Source organism: Azospirillum palustre (assembly GCF_002573965.1).
Classification (GTDB): Bacteria; Pseudomonadota; Alphaproteobacteria; order Azospirillales; family Azospirillaceae; genus Azospirillum; species Azospirillum palustre.
This window is the reverse complement of record NZ_PDKW01000042.1, coordinates 358,440-380,512: the sequence shown is the minus strand read 5'-3', so window position 1 is coordinate 380,512 and position 22,073 is coordinate 358,440. Positions and strand designations below refer to the sequence as shown.

The following is a 22,073-nucleotide window of genomic DNA, read 5'->3' as shown; positions in this document are numbered from 1 at the left end:
GGTTCAAGCGGAATCGCTTGAAGCGTGAATCACACGGAAAACCAAAAGGCTAGAGTCTGTCCGATGCTTCAATAAGCATCGGACAGACTCTAACGGCGGGAGGGCGATATGAGCACGCGCGTCGTCGAGGACTCCACCGTCCACTGGATTTCCGGCGCATGGAAGGAGCCGGAAGGAAACCGAGACCGTCACTGCGTCGAAGCCGACACCGGCATTCTGTTCTTGGAAATTCCGTTCGACCATGCGGTCAGCCATCGGCCGGGCACACGCTTCGGCCCGTCCGCCATCCTGGCGGCTCTGGACGGCTTCAGCCTCTACTGCACGGACAAGCGGACCGATCTCGGCCGGTTGCGGCTGCGCCGTTTCGGCGAAATCGAGGTCACCAACGACATCCACGCCACCTATCGCCACATCACGGAAACCGTCGCCGGCCTGGCTCCCGGCGAAACCCCGGTGTTCCTGGGCGGCGACCATTCCATCACCGACCCGATCCTGCGCGGCCTGCTGAGACGCCATCCGGACCGCATGCTTGGGCTGATCGTCTTCGACGCCCATTTCGATTCGCGCATTCCGGTGCCGGGGAAGGAGCATTCCGGTCATTGGATGCATACGGTGGCCGAGGTGTTCGACCATCGCCACAGCGTCCAGCTCGGCATCGACGCGCCGATCTACTCCGGTGCATACATGGAACTGGCGGAAGCGGCCGGGATCATGGTCCGCACCCCGTGGGACATCCGCCGCGCCGGGCTTGCCGCAACCGTCGCCGAGACCATCCGGCATGCGGTGGAGCCGACCGACGCGGTCCATGTCTCCATCGACATCGACTGCCTGTCCGCCGGCTTCGCTCCGGGCACCAGCGTTCCCAATCCCGCCGGATTGACGCTCTGGGACGTGGCCGATGCGGTGTTCGAGATCGCACGCAGCGCAGCCCACGCCAGCCTGGACATCGTCGAGGTCAGCCCGCCGCTGGACAGCAACGGCCTTACCGCCCAGTCCGCGGCCCATCTGGCGATGAATTTCCTGGCCGGCCGGGCGGCCCGCCTCCAGCCCGCCTTCAGCAAGGCTGATCCGGCTGCCTAACGCTCCGACACATGGGCATCCACGGCGCGGTCGTGACGCTTCAGACGTTCCTGAAGCGTGTCGCCCATGCGCAGGGCGACGGCGATGGACAGGATGTCGCCCAGCACCAGATGGGCGATGCGGACGGTCATCGGCGAGTGGATGTCGAAATCGTCGGCCACGTCGGCGACGAGGCTGACCGTCGCCATGTCGGCGAGCGGCGATCCGGAGCGGGTCAGTGCCACCACGTCGGCCCCGGCCTTCCGGGCGTTCTGCACGGCGTCGAGAATGTCGCGGGTGCGGCCTGTGCTGGACACCGCGACCACGGCATCGCCCTTCGCCAGCGTCAGGGCCGAGGCGAAATAGACGTGGGAGTCGGTGTAGGCGACGGTCGGCATGCCCAGCCGGAAGAATTTGCGCTGGATGTCCTCCGCCACCGTGCCGGAGTTGCCGGAGCCGTAGAACTCGATCCGGCGGGCCGCGGCCAGCACGTCGGCGGCGCGGTCCACCGCCTCGGCCGGCAGGTTGTTGCGCACCTGCATCAGCGTGGCGATGGTGCGGTCGAACAGCTTGCCGGCCAGCACCGATCCGGGCACACCGCCATCAGCGTCCAGCTCCCCGCCCACCGACAGGTCCTGGTGGAGGAACGGCATGCCGCCGGCGATGTCCTGCGCCAGCTTGATCTTGAACTCGCGGAAACCACGGCAGCCCAATGCCGCGCAAAAGCGCGCCACCGTCGGCTCGCTCACCCCGACCCGGTCGGCCAGTTCGGCCATGGACAGGTTGATCACGTCGCCCGGATGGGCCATCGCATAGTCGGCCAGCTTGCGTTCCGAAGGCCGGATCTGGTCGCGGACGGCGGCGATTCTCGCCAGCATGTGGGGGGCGCTCCCTTCTGATTGTGGGTCAGCCTAGCACATGTAGCAAAGCTACATATACAGCGCTGCGAACGACCGATTCCGTCGCGGGCGCGACCTGCACTTTCCGAGCGTTTCCAACCACTCCGACCTTGCCCTGCGACAAAATGCCGGGCCTGTTCGCCTTGTCCGGAAGCCCGCCCGGGAGTATGTAGTAAAACTACAGAACGGGCGCAACGCACGGCATCGGTCACCGCACCGGCCGCACCGCGCCCGGTCTGAAAATATGACGTGTATCAACGAATCCGGCGCCAATTGCGCCTATGCTTCCAATCGTCCCGCGCGGTTCGCGGGCACCACGAGACCGCCGACACGGCCATTGACCCGCGCCGACGGCTATATCTCTGAGGAGTCATCATGGACACCCTGCTGATGGACGGACTTGCCCAGGCCACGGAGCAGCAGTCCGCCGCCGACCCCTGGCGCGGCTTCGCCCCGGGCGTCTGGCGCCGCTCGGTCGACGTCCGCGATTTCATCCAGCGCAACCTGACCCCCTATGAAGGGGACGCGGGCTTCGTCGCCGGTCCCACCGCCCGCACCACCGCGCTGTTCGCCAAGGTCACCGACCTGCTGAAGCAGGAACGCGCCGCCAAGGGCGGCGTTCTGGACGCCGACACCGAAGTCTTCGCCTCGATCACCTCGCACGCCGCCGGCTATATCGACCGCGAGCTGGAAGTGATCGTCGGTTTGCAGACCGACAAGCCGCTGAAGCGCGCGATCATGCCGTTCGGCGGCTGGCGCATGGTCAAGACCGGCCTGGAAGCCTACGGCTACACCCCGTCGCCCAAGCTGGAGGAGGTGTTCCCCGGCCTGCGCAAGACGCACAACGACGGCGTGTTCGATGTCTACACGCCCGAGATGCTGCGCTGCCGCAAGTCCGGCGTCATCACCGGCCTGCCCGATGCCTATGGCCGCGGCCGCATCATCGGCGACTATCGCCGGCTGGCGCTGTACGGCGCCGATTTCCTGATCAAGGATAAGAAGGCCCAGCTGGCCTCGCTGGAAGTCAGCCGGATCGACGAGGACGTGCTGCGCCTGCGCGAGGAGATCTCCGAGCAGATCCGCGCGCTGAAGGAGCTGGTCCAGATGGCCGCCTCCTACGGCTTCGACGTCAAGCGTCCGGCCGCCACCGGCCGTGAGGCGGTGCAGTGGACCTATCTGGCCTATCTGGCGGCGGTCAAGGAAGCCAACGGCGCGGCGATGTCGCTGGGCCGCGTCTCCACCTTCCTCGACATCTACATCGACCGCGACCTGCGCGACGGCGTCATCACCGAGGCGGAAGCCCAGGAGATGATCGACCATTTCGTCATGAAGCTGCGCCTCGTCCGCTTCCTGCGCACGCCGGAATACGACCAGCTGTTCTCGGGCGACCCGACCTGGGTGACTGAATGCCTGGGCGGCATGGGGCTGGACGGCCGGACGCTGGTCAGCAAGACCAACTTCCGCATGCTGCAGACCCTGCACAACCTGGGCCCGGCGCCGGAACCGAACCTGACGGTCCTGTGGTCGGAGAAGCTGCCGGACGGCTTCAAGCGCTTCTGCGCCGACACCTCGATCAAGACCTGCTCGGTCCAGTACGAGAGCGACGACCTGATGCGCGGCTATTGGGGCGACGACTACGGCATCGCCTGCTGCGTCTCGGCCATGCGCATCGGCAAGCAGATGCAGTTCTTCGGCGCCCGCGCCAACCTGGCCAAGACGCTGATGTACGCCATCAACGGCGGCAAGGACGAGGTTTCGGGCGAACAGATCGGCCCGGCCTATGCGCCCATCACCGGCGACGTGCTGGGCTATGACGAGGTCATGGCCCGCTTCGAGCCGATGATGGAGTGGCTGGCCAAGGTCTACATGAACGCGCTGAACGCCATCCACTACATGCACGACAAGTACATGTACGAGCGGATGGAGATGGCGCTCCACGACCGCGACATCCTGCGCACCATGGCCTGCGGCATCGCCGGCCTGAGCGTGGTGGCGGACAGCCTGTCGGCGATCAAGCACGCCAAGGTGAAGGTCATCCGCGACGCCAACGGCCTCGCCACCGATTTCGAGATCGAGGGCGACTATCCGGCCTTCGGCAACAACGACGCGCGGGTCGACGACATCGCGGTGTGGGCGGTCGAGCGCTTCATGACGGCGCTGCGCAAGCAGAAGCCCTACCGGAACGCCATGCCGACGCAGTCGGTGCTGACGATCACCTCGAACGTGGTCTACGGCAAGAAGACCGGCAACACGCCGGACGGCCGCAAGGCCGGCCAGCCCTTCGCGCCGGGCGCCAACCCGATGCACGGGCGGGACAAGAAGGGCGCCATCGCGTCGATGGCCAGCGTGGCGAAGCTGCCCTACGCCCATGCGCAGGACGGCATCAGCTACACCTTCACCATCGTCCCCGGCGCTCTCGGCCGGACCGAAGACGAGCGGGTGAGCAATCTGGTCGGCATGCTGGACGGCTATGCCGCGCAGGGCGGTCACCACATCAACGTCAACGTCTTCGACCGCGAGACGCTGCTGCACGCCATGGACCATCCGGAGCTGTATCCGCAGCTGACCATCCGGGTGTCCGGCTATGCCGTGAACTTCATCAAGCTGACGCGCGAGCAGCAGCTCGACGTCATCAGCCGGACGTTCCACGACAAGCACTGAGGACCGTCCGGACAGTTCGTCCAACGGCCAGGAACTCCGATCCGTCATCCCCGCCTCACCGGCGGGGGTGGCGAAGCCGGAATGCGGTCCCATGTGGACGACAGATTTTCAAACGGACGTTCTGCGATGACAAACGCCTACCCCCCGATCCGCCCCCCGAACGGCCTGGGGCCGGTTTCCGGCTGGATCCATTCGGTCGAGACCGGCGGTACCGTGGATGGGCCCGGGATCCGCTATGTGCTGTTCATGTCGGGCTGTCCGCTGCGCTGCCTGTACTGCCACAACCCCGACACACAGCACATGCATGACGGGACGCGGACGACCTCGACCGAAGTCCTCGAAGATATCGCGCTCTACGCCACCTTCCTGCAACGTGCCCATGGCGGGCTGACGCTGAGCGGCGGCGAGCCGCTGGTGCAGCCGGAATTCACCGCCGCCATCCTGCGCGGGGCGAAGGCGCTGGGGCTGCACACCGCCCTCGACACCTCCGGCTTCCTCGGCAACCATGCCGACGACCATCTGCTGGAGGACGTCGACCTCGTCCTGCTCGACATCAAGGCCTTTTCCGAGAAGACCTACCGCCACTTGACCGGCGTTCCGTTGCGCCCGACGCTGGAGTTCGCCGAACGGCTGGCCGGGCTGAACAAGCGCATCTGGCTGCGCTATGTGCTGGTCCCCAACCTGACCGACGACGCGGCCGAGATCGACGGGCTGGCGGAGTTCGTCGCCGGGCTGGGCGTGGTCGACCGGGTCGACGTGCTGCCCTTCCACAAGATGGGCGAGCACAAATGGAAGGCGTTGGGACGCAAATACATGCTGACCGACACCGAACCGCCGTCGCGCGAGCTGGTGGAGCGGGTGCGCAAACAGTTCCAGGCGCAGGGGCTGCGGGCCGACTGAGCCCCCTGCCGAAAACGTCATCGACACGTCACGAAGGCGACACGACGGCGTCACGCGCCCTCGCCTAATACCCCCTTTGGAATTCGCTTGGGTTTCAATTGGGGGGTTCTTTTCAATGCGGACGATACACCGCGCGGGACGGTTGAGGACGGCGTTGCTGTCCGCCACCGGCCTCGCCTCTCTCATCCTGTCCACCTGCGGCGTTGCGATGGGGGTCGCCTCCGCCCAGACCGTGGACAGTGTGACCGTCGGCGGCTCCAGCTTCGTCAACCAGGGTCTGGTCGGCGTCGGCCGGATCGGTTCCGCCACCCGCGACAAGTATGGCGAGACCTTCGGCTCGATGTCGGGGCTGACCTTCGACGCCAAGTCCTGGCGGCGCAGCGGTGACAGCTACAGCGGCATCATGTATGCCCTGCCCGACCGCGGCTACAACGTCGTCGGCACCACCGACTACCGGCCGCGCTTCAACACGCTGGCTCTGTCGTTGACGCCCTATTACGGCAGCGCCGCACTGGCCGCCGGCAACGGGCAGCAGTCGCAGATCGGGCTGAGCCTGCTCGACACCACCCTGCTGACCGAAGCGAACGGCGCCGTCACCACCGGCCTCGACCCGCAGCCGCGCAGTGGCGTGCGCGCCGCCGCCGGCGGCCTTCCGGCCCTGCCGCAGGCCTACAACGGCAAGGTCAGCCTCGACACCGAGGGCATCGCCCGGCTCGCCGACGGCAGCTTCTTCATCAGCGACGAATACGGCCCCTACATCTATCACTTCTCCGCCACCGGCCGGATGATCTCCGCGGTGCAGCCGCCGGCAGCATTGCTGCCGGTGCGCAACGGCGGGCTGGATTTCGCCTCCAACAACCCGGCCACCGGCCAGCCGGCGCCGACCCCGGCCGACCCAACCACCGGCCGCCAGAACAACCAGGGGCTGGAAGGCCTGTCGCTGACGCCGGACAAGACCAAGCTGGCGACTTTGCTGCAAAGCGCCACCCGGCAGGACGGCGGCACCGGCGGCAACAGCGCCACCCGGCGCAACACCCGCCTGCTTATCTACGACGTGTCGTCCAACCCGGACAGCCCGGCGCTGATCGGCCATTACGTCGTGCCGCTGCCGACCTTCCGCTCGGGCAGCAGCACGCTGGTGGCGGCGCAGAGCGAGATGCTGGCGCTGAACGACAAGCAGTTCCTCGTCCTGTCGCGCGACAGCAACAACGGCCAGGGGCTGAGCGGCACCAACTCGCTCTACCGCAGCATCGACATCGTCGACGTGTCGAACGCCACCAATCTGGTCGGCACCGCCTATGAGGGCACCACCCCGGTCGCTCCCGGCGGCAATCTGGTGGCCTCGGTCACGCCGGTGTCCTACAGCCAGTTCCTGAGCATCAACAACAACGGCCAGTTGGCGAAGTTCGGGCTGCACAATGGCGGCGCGCAGGACGCCAACCTGCTGTCGGAGAAGTGGGAGGCGATGGGACTGCTGCCGGCGCTCGACGCCGCCAAGCCCGACGATTTCTTCCTGTTCGTCGGCAACGACAACGACTTCCTGACCCGCAACGGCTATCAGGTCGGCGCTGCCTATGACGCCGGGGCCAATGTCGACACGATGCTGCTGGTCTACCGGCTGACCTTGCCGACCTACGTCGATCCGCTCGCCATCGAATCGCTGCGCCAGACCGCCCTGCCGGTGGCACGCGGCCTCGGCAACGCGTCGGTGGCGATGGCCGATGCGGCGTCGCGCTCGGTGCGCAGCCATCTGAACGGCCTGCGCTTCCTCGGCACCTCCGGCGAAGGAGGCGGGCAGGCCGCAAGCGGCCCGGCGATCAGCGGCTGGGCCGGCGGACGGCTGGGCTACAACAACGCCGACGACACCGGCATGGCGCTGGGCGGCGACACCGATTCGCGCACCGGGCAGGTCGGTGCCGACATCCGCATCGCCGACAACCTCGTCGCCGGCTTCGCCGTGGGAGGCGCACGCAACAGCCTGTCCTTCGGCGACACCGGCAGCGCCAAGGTCCGCTCCGCCTCGATCAGCCCCTATGTCGCCGGCCAGTACGGCGGCTTCTTCGGCAGCCTGTCGGGCACCTATTCCTTCGACAACTACGACAAGATCGCCCGCAACACCGGCGCCTATGGCCTCACCGCCCGCGGCGAGACCAAGGGGCGCAGCTGGTCGGTCGGCGTCGACGGCGGTTATGAGCTGGGCGAAGGAGCGTGGTCGTTCGGGCCGGTCGCCGCGGCGCGCTACACCCGCGCCACCATCGACGGCTACACGGAGGCGGAAGCCATCCACCTGAACGGCATCCTGCCGAGCCAGACCCAGCGCGGCTGGAGCTGGGAGTTCGGCGGACAGGTCGCCCACCGCTTCGAGACGGAGAGCGCGTCGATCATCCCGCAAGCGCGCCTCAGCTACGAGTGGAACCGGGTGCGCGGGGCCGAGACGCTGGCCGCCACGCTCGCCAACCGCACCACGAGCAGCCTGGGCACGGTGACCCGGACCTTCGGCACGCCCGAGCGCGACGGGCTACGCGCCGGGGCCGGCGTCACGCTGCTGAGCGGGGCGGTGGCGTGGCAGGTCGGCTATGACGGCAAGTTCGGTCACGACAACCGTGACCACAGCGTCTTCACCTCGGTCGGCTACCGCTTCTGAGAAACCGGCGAGTCGGACGGGAGGCCATCCCGCCCGACTCGCCGCACCGGTCCCGTTGAAGATCAGGCCGGGCGGATCGCCTGGGCGAAGGTGAAGAGCATGGTCGGGTCGACCGCCTTCTTCACCTCGGCCAGCTTGGCGAGATTCTCGCCGTAATAGGCCCGCTGCCAGTCGGCGAGCGACGGGTCGGGAAAGTTCTGGAACGCTCCCTGGGCCCTGGTCCGGCGGTTCACGTCGTCATAGAAGCGCTGCTGCCACTCCAGCGCCTGCTCGATCAGCAGGACCGAATCCGTCGGCCGCCACCAGTTGGCCTCGACCGAGAACAGCCAGTCATAGCCGCGGTGGACATAGGCGGTCTCGGTCGGGCCGACGCGGTTGATGGCGCCGCCGACCTGGAAGAACTTGAAGGCGACCGGCATCGAGGTGGCGGGCATCCTGGCCGCCCAGTCGAACATCGCGGCGATGGCCTCGTCGCCGATGTCCACCGCCTTCATGTAGCTGGATTTTTCCTGGTAGTAATAGGGGAAGGTGGTTTCTGTCAGGAAATCCTGCCCAGTCCAGTAGGGCACATTCTCCTCAAGCTTGGACTGGCTCCAATCGATCGACTCCCAGGTGGATTTGAAGATTTCCTTCAGCGTCACTCTGGATTTGTGCAGCTGGCCGAGGATCGACAGCTTCAGCGGCACGTTGGCGCAGCGCTCCTGCCAACTCGGGACGGTGACGTTGATCTTGCTGCCGAACTCGTCGGGGGCCGCCGCCAGCTCGGTCAGCAGGAGCTTCAGGATTTTCGGCAGATCCTTGCCGGTCCAGACCAGATTGAACACCGTCACCGGCTCCGCCGGACGGGTTTCCAGGGTGAAGGAGGTGTTGATGCCGAAATTCCCGCCGGCACCGCCGCGGCAGGCCCAATAGAGGGCGGACTCACTGTCCGCATCGGCCTTGACGTGGCTGCCGTCGGCCTTGACCAGCTCCGTCGCCCGCAGCAGGTCGGACGCCATGCCGAACTTGCGCATGTTGAAGCCGATGCCGCCGCCCAGCAGGAATCCGGCGGCACCGACCGAATCGCAGCGCCCATGGGTGATGGTGCGGCCCAACCGTTCCATCTGCTTGTAGACATAGGAGTTCAACGTGCCGCCCAGCACCCGGACCAGCCCGTCGGAGCCCTTCACCGGCTCCGCCCCGGCCATCAGCGTCATGTCGATCAGCAGGCCGGGCGTGGTGGAGAAGCCGGCGTAATTGTGCCCGCCGGACCGCACGGCAAAGGGCATGGCCTGCTGCTTCACCCAGGCGATGCAGGCCTGGACATCCTCCGCCCGCGAACAGCGGGCGATGCCGGCCGGCAGGGTGGCGCCATAGCGCAGGTTGTTGGGCCGGCAGATGTCGGCGAAGAACGGATCCTCCGGCCGCAGCACCCCACCCTTCACCCCCTTCGCCAGATCGGACCAGGCCGACGGCGGCGGGCAGTAAGCCCCGCCGGTCTCGGCCGCCAGGGCGGAGCCCGGCATCAGCCGGACCGCGGCGGCGGCACCGGCGAACCGGCCTGCGCCGACAAGGAAATTGCGGCGGGAAGCGTGGAGTCCGAGCGCCATGAGCCTGTCCATCCTGCTTTATAAGTTGTGTTTTTCTATATTTACTATCCTATTGATAATAATGTCCGTCAACTGCACCCGGATCAGGGGCCGAAAACCTCCTCGGCCACCGCATCCAGCAGGGCATCCTCGCTCTGCTGGTTGCCGTTCGTCAGGAAGATCAGCGCGGTGCGGCGGCCGGGGTAATAGCGGACATCGGCCTCGAACCCGTCATAGCGCCCATCATGGCCGGCCCCGCGTCCCCAGCGGTCCTTCCACAGCGCCACGCCAAGCCCCTGCCCGTCCTCATTCTCCGATGGGGTCAGCATGCGACGGACCGTTGCCGCCCCCAGCAGCCGGTTGTCGCGGAACAGGGCGAAGACGAAGCGCTCCAGATCGCCGGCGGTGGTGACCAGCGGCCCGTCGCCGGTGGTCGCCGCCCAGGACCGCCGGCTGACGTCGCCCTCCTCGGTGTAGCCATGGGCGAGGCTGCGGTCGCGCGGATCGGCGCCGACGCTGGTCGAGCCCATCCCGGTCCGCTCCAGCACCCGGTTGCGCAGAACCTGCGCGAAGGGAACGCCGTCGCGCCGCGCTGCGATGTGGCCGAGCAGGACATAGTTGCTGTTGGAGTATTCGTAATGCCCGCCGACCGGACCGGTCGCCTTCTCCCCCGCAGCATAGGCGAGCAGGGTGCCGTCGCGCGGCAGCCGTTCCGGCCTGGCCGCCTCGTCTTCCTCATACTCATCGGTGATGTAATCGGGAATGCCCGAGCTGTGGTCGAGCAGATGGACCAGACGCGCCCGGTTGGCGTTGGCGATCCTGTCCAGCGGCAGGTCGGAAGCCAGCTCCCGCACCGGCTGGTCGAGCGAGAGCAGCCCCTCCTCCACCTGTTGCAGCACGGCGGCGGCGGTCGCCATCTTGCCGACGGAGGCGACATAGAAGCGGGTGTCCTCCATCACCGGCCGCCCGCCTTTGCGGTCGGCGATGCCAGACACCACCACCCGCCGCCCGTCCGGACCCGACACCAGCAGGATGCCCCCATCCAGTTCCTCATCGGCGAGGAAGCGGTCGAGCAGCCGTTGCAGCCGGTCGGGCTTGGCGGCGACGGCACCGGAGCCTGGGATTGCAAGCGCCAGCAGCAGCGCCAAGCCCGGCATCAGCCGGCGCAGCCCCCCGGCACGGTTCGGATAGCGGCTGGTATCGTCCCGTCCTTGCGTCCGCATGCACCCTGCCCCCGTCCATTGAGCGGCCCGGCGGGATTACGCCGAAAGCCATAACCGGAATCGAGGGTATGACTCGCAATCGGAAAACGGCAAGGCGCGGACGCTAGCGCTTTTCAACCGCCCCCTTTACCACCGGCCGGGTGCTGCCGCGGACCACCAGTTCGCAGTCGAGATTGTGGTGCTTCGACGTGACGCGGACGCCGTCGAGCGCCGCCAGGATCTGCGTGGCGCTGAGGCGGCCGATCTCGCGCTGGGGCGGGCGGACGGTGGTCAGCGGCGGCGGGCAGGAGCTGCTGAAGGGAAGGTCGCCGAATCCCACCACCGCCAGATCGTCCGGCACCTTCAGGTCGCGGCGGGTGACCTCGAACAGCACGCCCAGCGCCAGCGCGTCGTTGGAGCAGACCACGCCGTCGATGTCGGAATGCCGGGTCAGGATCTCGTCGATCAGCCAGCGCCCGACTTCCGTCGTCGCCGCATCGGGAACGGTGAAGTCGATGGGATCGTGCAGGCCGCGGCGCATCACCTCCGCCTCGTAGCCGTCGGTGCGGCTGCGGACGCGCAGATCCTGGTGGGCGGCGGCGCCGATGTAGGCAACCTTGCGGCTGCCCTGGTCGTAGAGGTGGCTGGTCTGCATGCGGCCAACCTCGAAATGCGAGAAGCCGACGCTGATGTTGACCGCCTCGCCGGGGTGGCCGGGCATGTCCCACATCTCCACCACCGGCACGCCGCAGGAGGCCAGCATGGCGCGGGTGCGTTCGGTGTGGTGGAAGCCGGTCACCACCATCGCCGCCGGCGACCAGGCGAGGAACGCGCGGATCAGGCTTTCCTCCTCCTCCGGGCTGAACTCGCTGACGCCGAGCAGGGTCTGGTAATGCGCCGCCTGGAACATGCCCTGGAGCGTGTTGTAGGTCTCGGCGAAGAAGGAGTTCAGGATGGACGGCAGGATGACGCCGACGGTACGGCTGCGCGCGGCGGCGAGGCTGCCGGCGACCAGGTTGGGCACATAGCCCATCTCGTCGATCACCCGCGCGATGCGTTCGGCGAGATGGCGGGACACCGCCTCCGGCCGGCGGAGATAGAGCGAGACGGTGCTGGCCGACACATCGGCGGCGGTGGCCACGTCGGTCATCGTCACCCGCTGGGTGCCGCGGCGTGTCCGCTTCCTGGTTTCGGTCGTCTGCATCGTCGGTCTTCCTCACGCATCAGGTGCGGCGCATCAGTGCCGCGTCGGCGGGTCGGCATGGGCCATGTCGCCATGGTCCGGGTCGGCGAGCGCCAGTTCGGACAGCGCCAGGATCGCGTCGTGAACGAGCTGATAGGCGGCCTCGATCCGGCAAAGCTCCGAATCGCAATCCTCCCCGCTGTCACGCGTCTCCTGACGCACCGCCCGGAACAGGCTCAACGCCTCACGACCGATGATCCTATGGCTTGCCCACAGACCGCAATCCTCTTGCAGTGCGAGCGGGATATGCAACAGGCGATGGCGCAGCACGGCCGCGTCAAGCTCCAGTTCGGCGATGCGCCGGCTGAGAAGGGGTGTCATCGATGTCATGCCTTCGGGGCGCGCCCCGATGGACGCGCCCCGCTTTCCCACAATAAAGCTGCCGGATCAGCCGGCGACCAGATCGGCCATGGCGGCCTTCATGCCCTTCGCCTCGATGGCGGCGAGGCTGTCGGCCACCCGCGCGGCGAGACCGGGGACGGCGGTCAGATCCTCCTTCCACAGGCGGACGTCGGACAGGGTGGCGGCAGCCAGCGCCTTCGGATCGCTGCCGTTGGCCGCCCAGGCGGCGCTCATGGCGGCGATTACCTCGGCATTGTCGCTGATCGGGTAGGATCCGGCCTCGCGCGTGCCGGCATAGGCGCCGCCGGACAGTTCGCCGCGGTAGAAGCGCAGCAGCGCCGCCAGCGAGAAGGACAGGCCGGCCGGGGCCGAGCCGTTGCGGACCACCGCATCCTTCAGGCTGGGCAGGACGCGCACCTGCCACTTCGACACCGAGTTCAGCGTGATCGAGATCAGTTCGTGCCGGATATAGGGGTTGCCGAAGCGCTCCATGATGGTGCGGGCGTAATCCTGCCGCTCGGCCTCCGGCAGCGGCACGTAGGGGACGATCTCCTCGAACATGACCGTGTTCAGGTAGGCCGACACGGTCGGGTCGTCCATCATCGACTTGACGGTGTCCAGCCCGGCGCAGTAGGCGGCCAGCGCGCTGGCGGTGTGGGCACCGTTCAGGATGCGGACCTTGCGGGTGCGGTAGGGTTGCAGGTCGTCGGTCCACACCACGTTCAGGCCGGCCTTGTGCAGCGGCAGCTCGTCCGCCAGATGGGCCGGCCCCTCGATCACCCAGACATGGAACGGCTCGGCGGCGACGGCCAGCCTGTCCTCATAGCCCCACTTGGCGCCGAGGGCCGCGGCCTCGTCCTTCGGATAGCCGGGGACGATGCGGTCGACCAGCGTGTTCAGGAAGTGGTTGTGCGTCTCGATCCAGTCGGCGAAGCCGGCCTCCAGGCCCCAGCGCCTGGCATGGGCGAGGACGATGCGCTTCAGGTTGGTGCCGTTGGCCTCGATCAGCTCGCAGGGCAGGAAGACCAGACCGCTGTCGGCGCTGCCGCCCAGCGCCGTGTAGCGGGCGTGCAGCAGGGCCGCGACCTTGGCCGGGAAGCTGTCCGGGCAGGCGCCGGGCGCATAGGCTTCTTCACGGTCGGCGATGCCGGCCTCGGTGGTGTTGGAGACGAAGAAGCGCAGCGCCGGCGACACGGCCAGCTCGACCATCCGCGCCCAGTCGGCATAGGGGTTCAGCGCCTCCGACACGCAGGAGACGACGCGGCGGGATTCGACCTCCTGCCCGTTCTCGATGCCGCGCAGCAGGACAGTGTAGAGGTTGTCCTGCGCCTTCAGCAGCGGCGCGATGCCCTGGTCCAGCGGCTGGGCGATGGCGACACCGGCTTTGGTCAGCCCCTGCCCGTTGGCGACATCGACCATCCAATCGACGAAGCCGCGCAGGAAATTGCCGTCGCCCACCTGGAGAATGGTCACGGGCAGGGTCGGAGCGCCGTCGGTGTGAGCGACGTCGAACGCGCCGCCGGCAAGCTGGTCACGGGTCAGGGAACGCATGACTGGGCATCCTTAAGGGGAGCTGAAAATCCGGGCCCGGCGCCAGAAGAGCAAGCACGGGCGATGGGTTCAATATACTAATATATTAATGGGCGGGGCAAGGGGAAAAGGGTGCGGCATTGTGGTGGGGGAGAGGACGACACTCGTCAGAAGTCCTCTCCCCCTGTGGAGAAGGAGTCCCGCCTACTCCTTGAATCCCGCCATATGCTCGAACAGGTGGCGCTTGCGGCGGATCTCCGCCTCGGCTTCGTCCAGCAGGGCGTGGAAGCGCTCGGGATTGGCGCGCTCCACCGCGCTGAAGCGGGACTCGCCGGCCATGAAGGCGGCGAGACCGGCCGACGGGGCGCCGCTGTCCAGTTGCAGGGCGGTCTTGCCCTCGGCCAGCCGCTGCGGGTCGCGGCGGTAGAGCGACCAGTGGCCGCTGTCCACCGCCAGCTTCTGATGCTCCAGCCCGTGCGACAGCTCGAAGCCGTGGGCAACGCAATGGCTGTAGGCCAGCACCAGCGACGGGCCGCGGTAGGCCTCGGCCTCCATCAGGGCGTTAAGCGTGTGGCTGTCGCGGGCGCCGAAGGCGGTGCGGGCGACATAGACATGGTCGTAGGCCATCGCCATCAGCCCCAGATCCTTCTTGGCCGCCGACCGGCCGGCGGTGGCGAACTTGGCCGAGGCGCCGATGGGCGTCGCCTTGGACTGCTGGCCGCCGGTGTTGGAATAGACCTCCGTGTCCATCACCAGGATGTTGATGTCGCGCCCCGACGCCAGCGCATGGTCGAGACCGCCATAGCCGATGTCGTAGGCCCAGCCGTCGCCGCCGACGATCCACACGCATTTGCGGACCAGATAGTCGGCCAGCTGCTCCAGCCGGCGGGCCAGCGGGTCCGTCAGCGGGGCGAGCTGCGTCCTCAGCGTGGCGACATGGGTGCGCTGGGCGGCGATGCCGGCGGCGTCGTTCTGTTCGGCCTCCAGCAGTTCGGTGACGAGGCCGGGCTCCAGTTGGGCCGACAGCAGCGCCAGCGCGTCGCGCGCCTGTTCGGCCATTCCGTCGATGGCGACGCGCAGGCCGAGACCGAACTCCGCATTGTCCTCGAACAGCGAGTTGGCCCAGGCCGGGCCGTGGCCGCTGGCGTCGGTGGTGTAGGGCGTGGTCGGCAGGTTGCCGCCATAGATCGACGAGCAGCCGGTGGCGTTCGCCATCACCATGCGGTCGCCGAACAGCTGGGTCAGCATCTTGATGTAGGGGGTTTCGCCGCAGCCGGCGCAGGCGCCGGAGAACTCGAACAGCGGCTCCAGAAGCTGGCTGTGCTTGACGGTGACGGGAACCGACTCGCGCGGGATGGCGGGCAGGTTGCGGAAGAAGTCGAAGGCCTCCTGCTGGCCGGCCAGCGCCTGGATCGGGCGCATCTCCAGCGCCTTGCGGCCGGAACCACTCTTGTCCTCCACCGGACAGGCGGCAACGCAGAGCGTGCAGCCGGTGCAGTCGGCAGGAGAGGCTTGCAGGCGGTAACGGCCGCCGGGGAACTCGCGGCCCTTGTAGGGGATGGTCTCGAAACCGTCCGGGGCGCCGGCCAGCGCCGACTCCGGCACCACGGTGGCGCGGATAGCGGCATGCGGGCAAACCAGCACGCATTTGTTGCATTCGATGCAGAGGTCGGCGTTCCAGCCCGGCGCCTCCGACGCGATGTTGCGGTGCTCATATTTCGAGGTGCCGGTCGGCCATGTGCCGTCGACCGGGAAGGCGGAGACCGGCAGCCGGTCGCCATGGCCGGCGATCATCATGCCCGTGACCCGCTTGACGAAGTCGGGAGCGGTCTCCGGCACAGGGGCCGGGCGGACATGGTCGGCGGTGACATGGTCGGGCACCGGGACGGGATGCAGGTGGGTCAGCGCCTGATCGACGGCGGCGATGTTGCGCGCCACCACCTCATCGCCGCGGCGGGAATAGGTCTTGGCAATCGCCGCCTTGATCTCGGCGATGGCGTCCTCGACCGGCATGACGTTCGACAGGGCGAAGAAGCAGGTCTGCATGATGGTGTTGACGCGGCGGCCGAGCCCGACCTCCCGCGCGACGGCGCCGGCATCGATGGCGTGCAGGGACAGCCTGCGCTCGATGCAGAGCCGCTGGACCTCGGCCGGCAAGGCGTCCCACACCTGTTGCGGCGTGCCGGGGGCGTTCAGCAGGAGGGTGGCGCCGGGGGCGGCCATCTCGGCCACCTCCACCCGCTCCATCAGCGGCAGATGGTGGCAGGCGACGAACTGGGCCAGCCCGATCAGGTAGGGCGCGCGGATCGGTTCCTTGGAAAAGCGCAGGTGCGACACGGTGGTCGAGCCGGACTTCCGGCTGTCATAGACGAAATAGGCCTGGGCGTGGCCGCCGCTGCGCGACTGGATGATCTTCAGCGAGTTCTTGTTGGCGCCCACCGTGCCGTCGGCGCCGAGGCCGAAGAAGACGGCACGCGACACGCCCGGTTCCTCCACGGCCCAGTCCGCATTCCAGGAAATCGAGTGGTGGGTGACGTCGTCGGTGATGCCGACGGTGAAGCGGCGCTTCGGACGGTCGCGGCCCAGCTCGTCGAACACCGCCTTCGCCATGGCGGGGGTGAATTCCTTGGACGACAGGCCGTAGCGGCCGGCAATCACCACCGGATCGATGGCAGCCGGATCGGCGGCGCGGGCTTCGGCCAGGGCGGCGACCACGTCGAGATAGAGCGGATCGGCGACAGCGCCGGGCTCCTTGGTACGGTCGAGCACGGCGATGCGCCGCACCGTCGCCGGCAGGGCGGACACGAAATCGGCGATGGCGAAGGGACGGAACAGGCGGACGGTCAGGCAGCCGACCCGCTCCCCCTGCTCCAGCAGCCGGTCGACCGTGCCGTTGCAGGTCTCGGCACCCGATCCCATGACCACCACCACCCGCTCCGCCTGCGGATGGCCGTGATAATCGAATAGGCGGTAGGCCCGGCCAGTGCGGGCGGCGAGCCGGTCCATCATCTCCTGCACGATGGCCGGGCAGGCGTCGTACCAGAGGTTGGCGGCCTCGCGCGCCTGGAAGAACACGTCGGGATTCTGCGCGGTGCCGCGCACGACCGGATGGTCCGGCGTCAGGCCGCGGCGGCGGTGGGCATCGACGCAACGGTCGTCGATCAGGGCGCGCAGGTCGTCGTCGGCAAGAGGCTCGATGCAGTTGAACTCGTGCGAGGTGCGGAAGCCGTCGAAGAAATGCAGGAAGGGCACGCGCGCCCGCAAGGTCGCCGCATGGGCGACGAGCGCCAGATCCTGCGCCTCCTGCACATTGGCCGAGGCCAGCATGGCGAAGCCGGTCTGGCGGCAGGCCATCACGTCGGAATGGTCGCCGAAGATCGACAGCGCGTGGGTCGCCAGCGTGCGCGCCGCGACATGCATGCAGAAGGGCGTCAGCTCTCCGGCGATCTTGTACATGTTGGGAATCATCAGCAGCAGGCCCTGCGACGCGGTGAAGGTCGTCGCCAGCGCGCCGGCCTGCAAGGCGCCATGGACCGCCCCGGCCGCACCGCCCTCCGACTGCATCTCCACCACCTGCGGCACGCTGCCCCACAGGTTGGGGCGGCGCGCCGCCGACCATTCGTCGGCGAATTCCCCCATCGGCGAGGACGGTGTGATCGGGTAGATCGCAATGACGTCGCTGGCGCGGTAGGCCACCGAGGCCGCCGCCTCGTTGCCATCCATGATGCGGGCCATCCTGGGGGCCATGGCCGGGGTGGAAGGGGCGAGCCTGATGGGGGCGGTGGAGGTCGGGCTTTGGGTCATGCCGGAAAAATCCTTTGTGCTGGCGACAGTCGTCTCCCGAGGGGGGCGTCTTCGATGACGGGGCCGGCGGGTCTTTCAAAAGCCGGCGCTGGGTGCGGCAGAAAACGGCGGTCGACCAAGGCGAATGGTCGGTCCGAAGCGGGTCGGACACATTGACGCCGGTCAGTCCGGAGCGGAATTTCCGGGCGCCGCTGCTCTGCGCTGCACAACTATCTGATATATTACTTTTGCAAGGAAGGGCCCAGATTGTCGCACTGCAGCAATGGACAAAGTCCGAGCATTTCCGCGGAGATGGCGGCGGCATGGCGGCCGTCCCCTCATGGCCGGCGGGACGGAAACGGCGCATAGGCCATTGATCCAGGTCATTTATCGCGAGCCGATGCTGTGGCTTCCTACGGGCGGATGAACCGGACAAACCGGGCCGCCTTTAAAATCCGAACAGCAAAACAGGCCTTTCAACCTTCAATGATATTGCATCGCAGCAAGTAACCGCTCTCGGGTAACGGGCGGGTTTATGCTGCGACTGCGAAGAAATCAGCGCTCCGCATCATTGGACTGCGACATTTTCGCAAGAGCCGAAGGCGGCACCGGAAAACCGCTTGCACCCAACACTGATATATTAATATAACTCCGTCAGCGATGCTCCCGCCCCTCTTGAAGCAGAGCGGAAGCGACCCATTCGCCCGGCACCGAACACCCGCCGGCCAGGCATCCCGCCCGAGGATCGCCGCCTGAAGGGCCTGTACGTGCTCACCGGCGCCTGCCGTGGCAGGCATGTGAGGAAAAGATGAACAAGATCCGTGGTTTGCGGTGGCAAATCCTTGCCCTGATGATGCTGGGCACTGTGGTCAACTACATCGACCGCAACACTCTGGGCATCCTGGCGCCGACGCTCAAGGAACAGCTCCACTTCACGACCGAGCAGTATTCCTTCATCGTCAGCGCCTTCCAGCTCTGCTACAGCCTGATGCAGCCGGTCGCCGGCTACATCACCGACCTTATCGGGCTGAAGCTGGGTTACGCGATGTTCGCCGGCGTCTGGGGCATCGCCGCCGCCATGCACGCACTGGCCGGCAGCTGGCAGTCGATGGCCTTCTTCCGCGGCCTGCTGGGCGTCAGCGAAGCGGCGGCCATGCCGTCGGGAGTCAAGACCTCCACCCTATGGTTCCCGGCCAAGGAACGCTCCATCGCCACCGGCTGGTTCAACACCGGCAGCTCCATCGGCGCGATGATCGCCCCGCCCTTCGTCATCTGGCTGTCGCTGACCTATGGCTGGCAGGAAGCCTTCCTCGTCACCGGTCTGCTGGGCGTCGGCATGTCGGCCCTGTGGTACATGCTGTATCGCAACCCGGAAAACCATCCGCGCCTGACCAAGGAAGAGCACGCCTACATCCTGGACGGCCAGGAGCAGGTCGAGCTGCCGAAGCCGTCGATGAAGCGCGTGCTCGGCAAGGGCAAGTTCTGGAGCATCGCCGCCGCCCGTTTCCTGACCGAGCCGGCCTGGCAGACCTTCAGCTTCTGGATCCCGCTGTACATGGTCTCCACCCGCGGCATGGACATCAAGCAGTTCGCCCTGTTCGCCTGGCTGCCGTTCCTGGCCGGTGACATCGGCTGTGTCCTCAGCGGTTACCTGTCGCCCTTCTTCGTGAAGCGCTTCAAGATGTCGCTGGTCAATTCCCGCATCGCCGGCGTCGGCGTGGGTGCGGTCTGCATGATCGGCCCGGCGCTGATCAGCTTCACCGTCAGCCCGATCGCCGCGATCTTCCTGTTCTCCCTCGGCGCCTTCGCCCACCAGATGCTGTCGAGCCTGCTCTATGCCCTGGTCACCGACACCTTCGAAAAGCAGGACGTCGCCACGGCGACCGGTTTCGGCGGCATGGCCGGCTACATGGGCGGCATGATCTTCTCGCTGATGATCGGCCAGCTCGCCACCACCATCGGGTACGAGCCGCTGTTCGCCTGCCTGACCGTGTTCGATCTGGCCGCCTTCGCCATCATCGCCCTGGTGCTGGGCCAGCGCGGTCCGAAGTCCGCCGCTGCCGTCCCGAACGCCACGGCCGGCGCCGACTGACGGTCCGCCCGTCCCTGAAACGCCCCTTCACTGTGATCGAGACGCCCCCCGGCTCACCGCTGGGGGGCGTTTCCGTTCCGGCGGTACTGGATAAAAAATACGAGCGTAAGAAGGAATGCCGCTTGCCAGACCGATGAGATATTAATATATTAGTCCTGTACCGCTGGATGCGCCGTGGGTTGACCCGGCACAACTTGTTGGACGTTCCTCTCGGACTTCAAAGCCGCTGGTTTTTCCGGCGGCTTTTTTTTGCCCATCCGATCAGAGAACGCCTGGTCTGGAGACGGTGGTCAGTTGAACAGGAAGGACTGGCTGTCGATGGCGGTCGCAGGAACCGGGCGTTCCGGGGTGGCGGCGACAGACGCCGCGGCGGCGACGGACAGCAGCGAAGCCAGCGCGAAGGCCGAGGCGACCAGGGCGCGGGCGACGGTGTGGCGGCCAGTGACGTGATGGGCGGGCATGCGGCTGCTCCTGATCCGGGGTTTCGATGATCGGGGCGTCGGGAAGCGGCGTCACCATCATCGGCAAACCCATGCTGCCACCGGCCCGCCATTGTGAAACGCACCGTTACCGCATGTCCTTCATGATCATGTTGCACTGCATCACAGCGCTGTGACTGTGCATGATCCGTAATACGGCGACAGCTCGCAGCGCTCCGACTGCACCGGCGGGCCGGATACTTTCCTGTAACGTCGTTTTACTGAGCCAGCCCGCGGCGCCCACCGACTTCATCCAGATGATCCAGCATATCGGCCGGGTCCTCATAGACGCGCAGCGCGCCGGAGCGTTCCAGCTCCTCCCGGCCATAGCCGCCGGACAGCAGACCGATCCCCAGCGCCCGCGCCCGCTTGGCGGCGATCATGTCCCAGATGCTGTCGCCGACCACGAAGGCGCTGGCGATGTCCACGCCGATGCGCGCGGCGGCGGCCAGGAACAGGTCGGGGTCGGGCTTGGCATATTCGACCTCGTCACGGGTGATGACCGCGGCCTTCAAGGGATCGACGCCCAGCTTCTCCAGCGCCGGCCGCGCCGTCTCCATCCGGCCGCTGGTGGCGATGGCCCAGGGGATGTTCAGCTCCGTCAGCGTGTCCAGCAGCTCGCGGGCACCCGGCAGCGGAACCACGCCGGGAGCCAGCCGCCTGTAAGCCTGCGCATGGCGGTGGCGCAGCCGGTCGAGAAGAGCCTGGTCGGCGCCGAGACCGGTTTCACGCAGCAGCATGTTGGTGAACAGCCCGCCGCTCATGCCGATCTTGCGGTGGATGCGCCAGACCGACAGGGCGATGCCCTCCTCGTCCAATGCCTCCTTCCAGGCCAGCACATGCTGGTAGACCGTGTCGGTCAGCGTGCCGTCGAGGTCGAACAGAAAGGCGTTGGTCACACGGGGGGTGCCGGTCATGTCCAGTATCCGCGGTTTGTGGTGGTTGGACCACAGATGGGGCGGGCCGGCTGCTTTCGCCAAGCCTTTGCCGCGGACGGCAATGGATTTCCCTCAACGATAATCCACGCGAATCATCGCGGCACTTTCACCACGCAGACGCGAAGACTGCCGCTTCCGCTGGCGCGTTGACTTCGCTACAGTCCACCGCCAAGCTTGCCGCCGGTTGGTTCGGTGCAGTGTCGGGAGGGAGAGAAGCGCGTGTCGGAAAGGCCGGAGGATGGCGACAACCCGTCGACCGACGAGGATCTGGTCACATTGCTGGACCAGGTCAGCCGGCTTGTCTATGGCATCAGCTTCACCGATGGGCTTTTCCCGGCCCAATGGGTGGCGTTGCGCTATTTCCACGATGCGCCGGAGCCGGCGCGCACCCTGACCGCGCTGGCGCGGTTCCAGAAAATCCATTTGGCACCGGTGTCGCGCACCGTTTCCACCCTGGTGGACAAGGGGCTGCTGACCCGACGCCCGCACCCCGGATTCAAGCGCGGCTGGCTGTTCGATCTGACCGACGACGGCAGGCTCCTGCTGGGGCGCGACCCTTTGCGCCAGTCGCTGAGCCCGCCCATCGCCGCCATGGCAGCCAACGAACGGGCGATGCTGGGGCGGCTGATGAAGCGGATCATAACCCACATGCAGACGGACAGCGGCGACGGCGAAGCCGGAGGGGAGAAGGCGAACGGCACGCCGGACGCCTGACCCGGCCTGCCGCTCCTCC

General features: G+C 67.1%; 15 protein-coding genes. 6 read left to right on the top strand and 9 right to left on the bottom strand.

Annotated elements, in window-relative coordinates:
• The first annotated feature begins 108 nt into the window (after positions 1-108).
• Positions 109-1,080, top strand: coding sequence for an agmatinase family protein (locus CRT60_RS19345; protein WP_098738176.1), 972 nt, complete (start codon positions 109-111; stop codon positions 1,078-1,080).
• Here the strand turns inward: CRT60_RS19345 and CRT60_RS19340 are convergent.
• Positions 1,077-1,937, bottom strand: a complete 861-nt coding sequence (locus tag CRT60_RS19340; RefSeq protein WP_098738175.1) for a MurR/RpiR family transcriptional regulator — start codon at positions 1,935-1,937, stop codon at positions 1,077-1,079. The two genes, CRT60_RS19345 and CRT60_RS19340, sit on opposite strands and share 4 nt — an antisense overlap.
• Positions 1,938-2,333: 396 nt before the next feature.
• On the opposite strand from CRT60_RS19340, the gene pflB reads away from it, so the two are divergent.
• The 3 genes from pflB (at position 2,334) to CRT60_RS19325 (ending at position 8,163) form a co-directional block, all read left to right on the top strand.
• A complete protein-coding gene (gene pflB / locus CRT60_RS19335) occupies positions 2,334-4,619 on the top strand; it encodes a formate C-acetyltransferase (protein ID WP_098738174.1) in 2,286 nt (761 codons plus the stop codon).
• A 126-nt stretch (positions 4,620-4,745) separates the two neighbouring features.
• Positions 4,746-5,519, top strand: coding sequence for a pyruvate formate-lyase-activating protein (gene pflA / locus CRT60_RS19330; RefSeq protein WP_244592625.1), 774 nt, complete (start codon positions 4,746-4,748; stop codon positions 5,517-5,519).
• A gap of 115 nt (positions 5,520-5,634) precedes the next feature.
• Positions 5,635-8,163: an esterase-like activity of phytase family protein gene (locus tag CRT60_RS19325; protein WP_098738172.1), complete on the top strand. Its 2,529-nt coding sequence runs from the start codon at positions 5,635-5,637 to the stop codon at positions 8,161-8,163.
• A gap of 62 nt (positions 8,164-8,225) precedes the next feature.
• On the opposite strand, the gene CRT60_RS19320 is transcribed toward CRT60_RS19325, so the two are convergent.
• The 6 genes from CRT60_RS19320 to nifJ form a co-directional block, all read right to left on the bottom strand.
• The gene (locus tag CRT60_RS19320) at positions 8,226-9,752 is read right to left on the bottom strand and encodes an FAD-binding oxidoreductase (RefSeq protein ID WP_244592624.1); all 1,527 of its coding nucleotides are present in this window, start codon (positions 9,750-9,752) and stop codon (positions 8,226-8,228) included.
• Between the two features lie 83 nt (positions 9,753-9,835).
• The gene (locus CRT60_RS19315; protein ID WP_244592623.1) at positions 9,836-10,954 is read right to left on the bottom strand and encodes a serine hydrolase domain-containing protein; all 1,119 of its coding nucleotides are present in this window, start codon (positions 10,952-10,954) and stop codon (positions 9,836-9,838) included.
• 103 nt (positions 10,955-11,057) lie between these two features.
• Positions 11,058-12,137 (bottom strand): LacI family DNA-binding transcriptional regulator, encoded by a 1,080-nt coding sequence (locus CRT60_RS19310; protein WP_098738170.1) that lies wholly within the window; start codon positions 12,135-12,137, stop codon positions 11,058-11,060.
• Between the two features lie 33 nt (positions 12,138-12,170).
• A complete protein-coding gene (locus tag CRT60_RS19305) occupies positions 12,171-12,497 on the bottom strand; it encodes a hypothetical protein (RefSeq protein WP_098738738.1) in 327 nt (108 codons plus the stop codon).
• A gap of 66 nt (positions 12,498-12,563) precedes the next feature.
• On the bottom strand, positions 12,564-14,069 hold the full coding sequence (locus CRT60_RS19300; RefSeq protein ID WP_098738169.1) for a tagaturonate reductase: 1,506 nt from the start codon (positions 14,067-14,069) through the stop codon (positions 12,564-12,566).
• 183 nt (positions 14,070-14,252) lie between these two features.
• Positions 14,253-17,852, bottom strand: coding sequence for a pyruvate:ferredoxin (flavodoxin) oxidoreductase (nifJ, locus tag CRT60_RS19295; RefSeq protein WP_425290412.1), 3,600 nt, complete (start codon positions 17,850-17,852; stop codon positions 14,253-14,255).
• Between the two features lie 787 nt (positions 17,853-18,639).
• On the opposite strand from nifJ, the gene CRT60_RS19290 reads away from it, so the two are divergent.
• Complete coding sequence (locus tag CRT60_RS19290; RefSeq protein WP_098738167.1) at positions 18,640-19,923, top strand: MFS transporter; 1,284 nt, start codon at positions 18,640-18,642, stop codon at positions 19,921-19,923.
• A gap of 290 nt (positions 19,924-20,213) precedes the next feature.
• On the opposite strand, the gene CRT60_RS36225 is transcribed toward CRT60_RS19290, so the two are convergent.
• Positions 20,214-20,384, bottom strand: a complete 171-nt coding sequence (locus CRT60_RS36225) for a hypothetical protein (protein WP_161958093.1) — start codon at positions 20,382-20,384, stop codon at positions 20,214-20,216.
• A 236-nt stretch (positions 20,385-20,620) separates the two neighbouring features.
• The gene (locus tag CRT60_RS19285) at positions 20,621-21,319 is read right to left on the bottom strand and encodes an HAD family hydrolase (protein WP_098738166.1); all 699 of its coding nucleotides are present in this window, start codon (positions 21,317-21,319) and stop codon (positions 20,621-20,623) included.
• A gap of 240 nt (positions 21,320-21,559) precedes the next feature.
• Here CRT60_RS19285 and CRT60_RS19280 point away from each other — a divergent pair, with 240 nt between their 5' ends.
• Positions 21,560-22,054 (top strand): MarR family transcriptional regulator, encoded by a 495-nt coding sequence (locus CRT60_RS19280; protein WP_098738165.1) that lies wholly within the window; start codon positions 21,560-21,562, stop codon positions 22,052-22,054.
• Positions 22,055-22,073 lie beyond the last annotated feature (19 nt).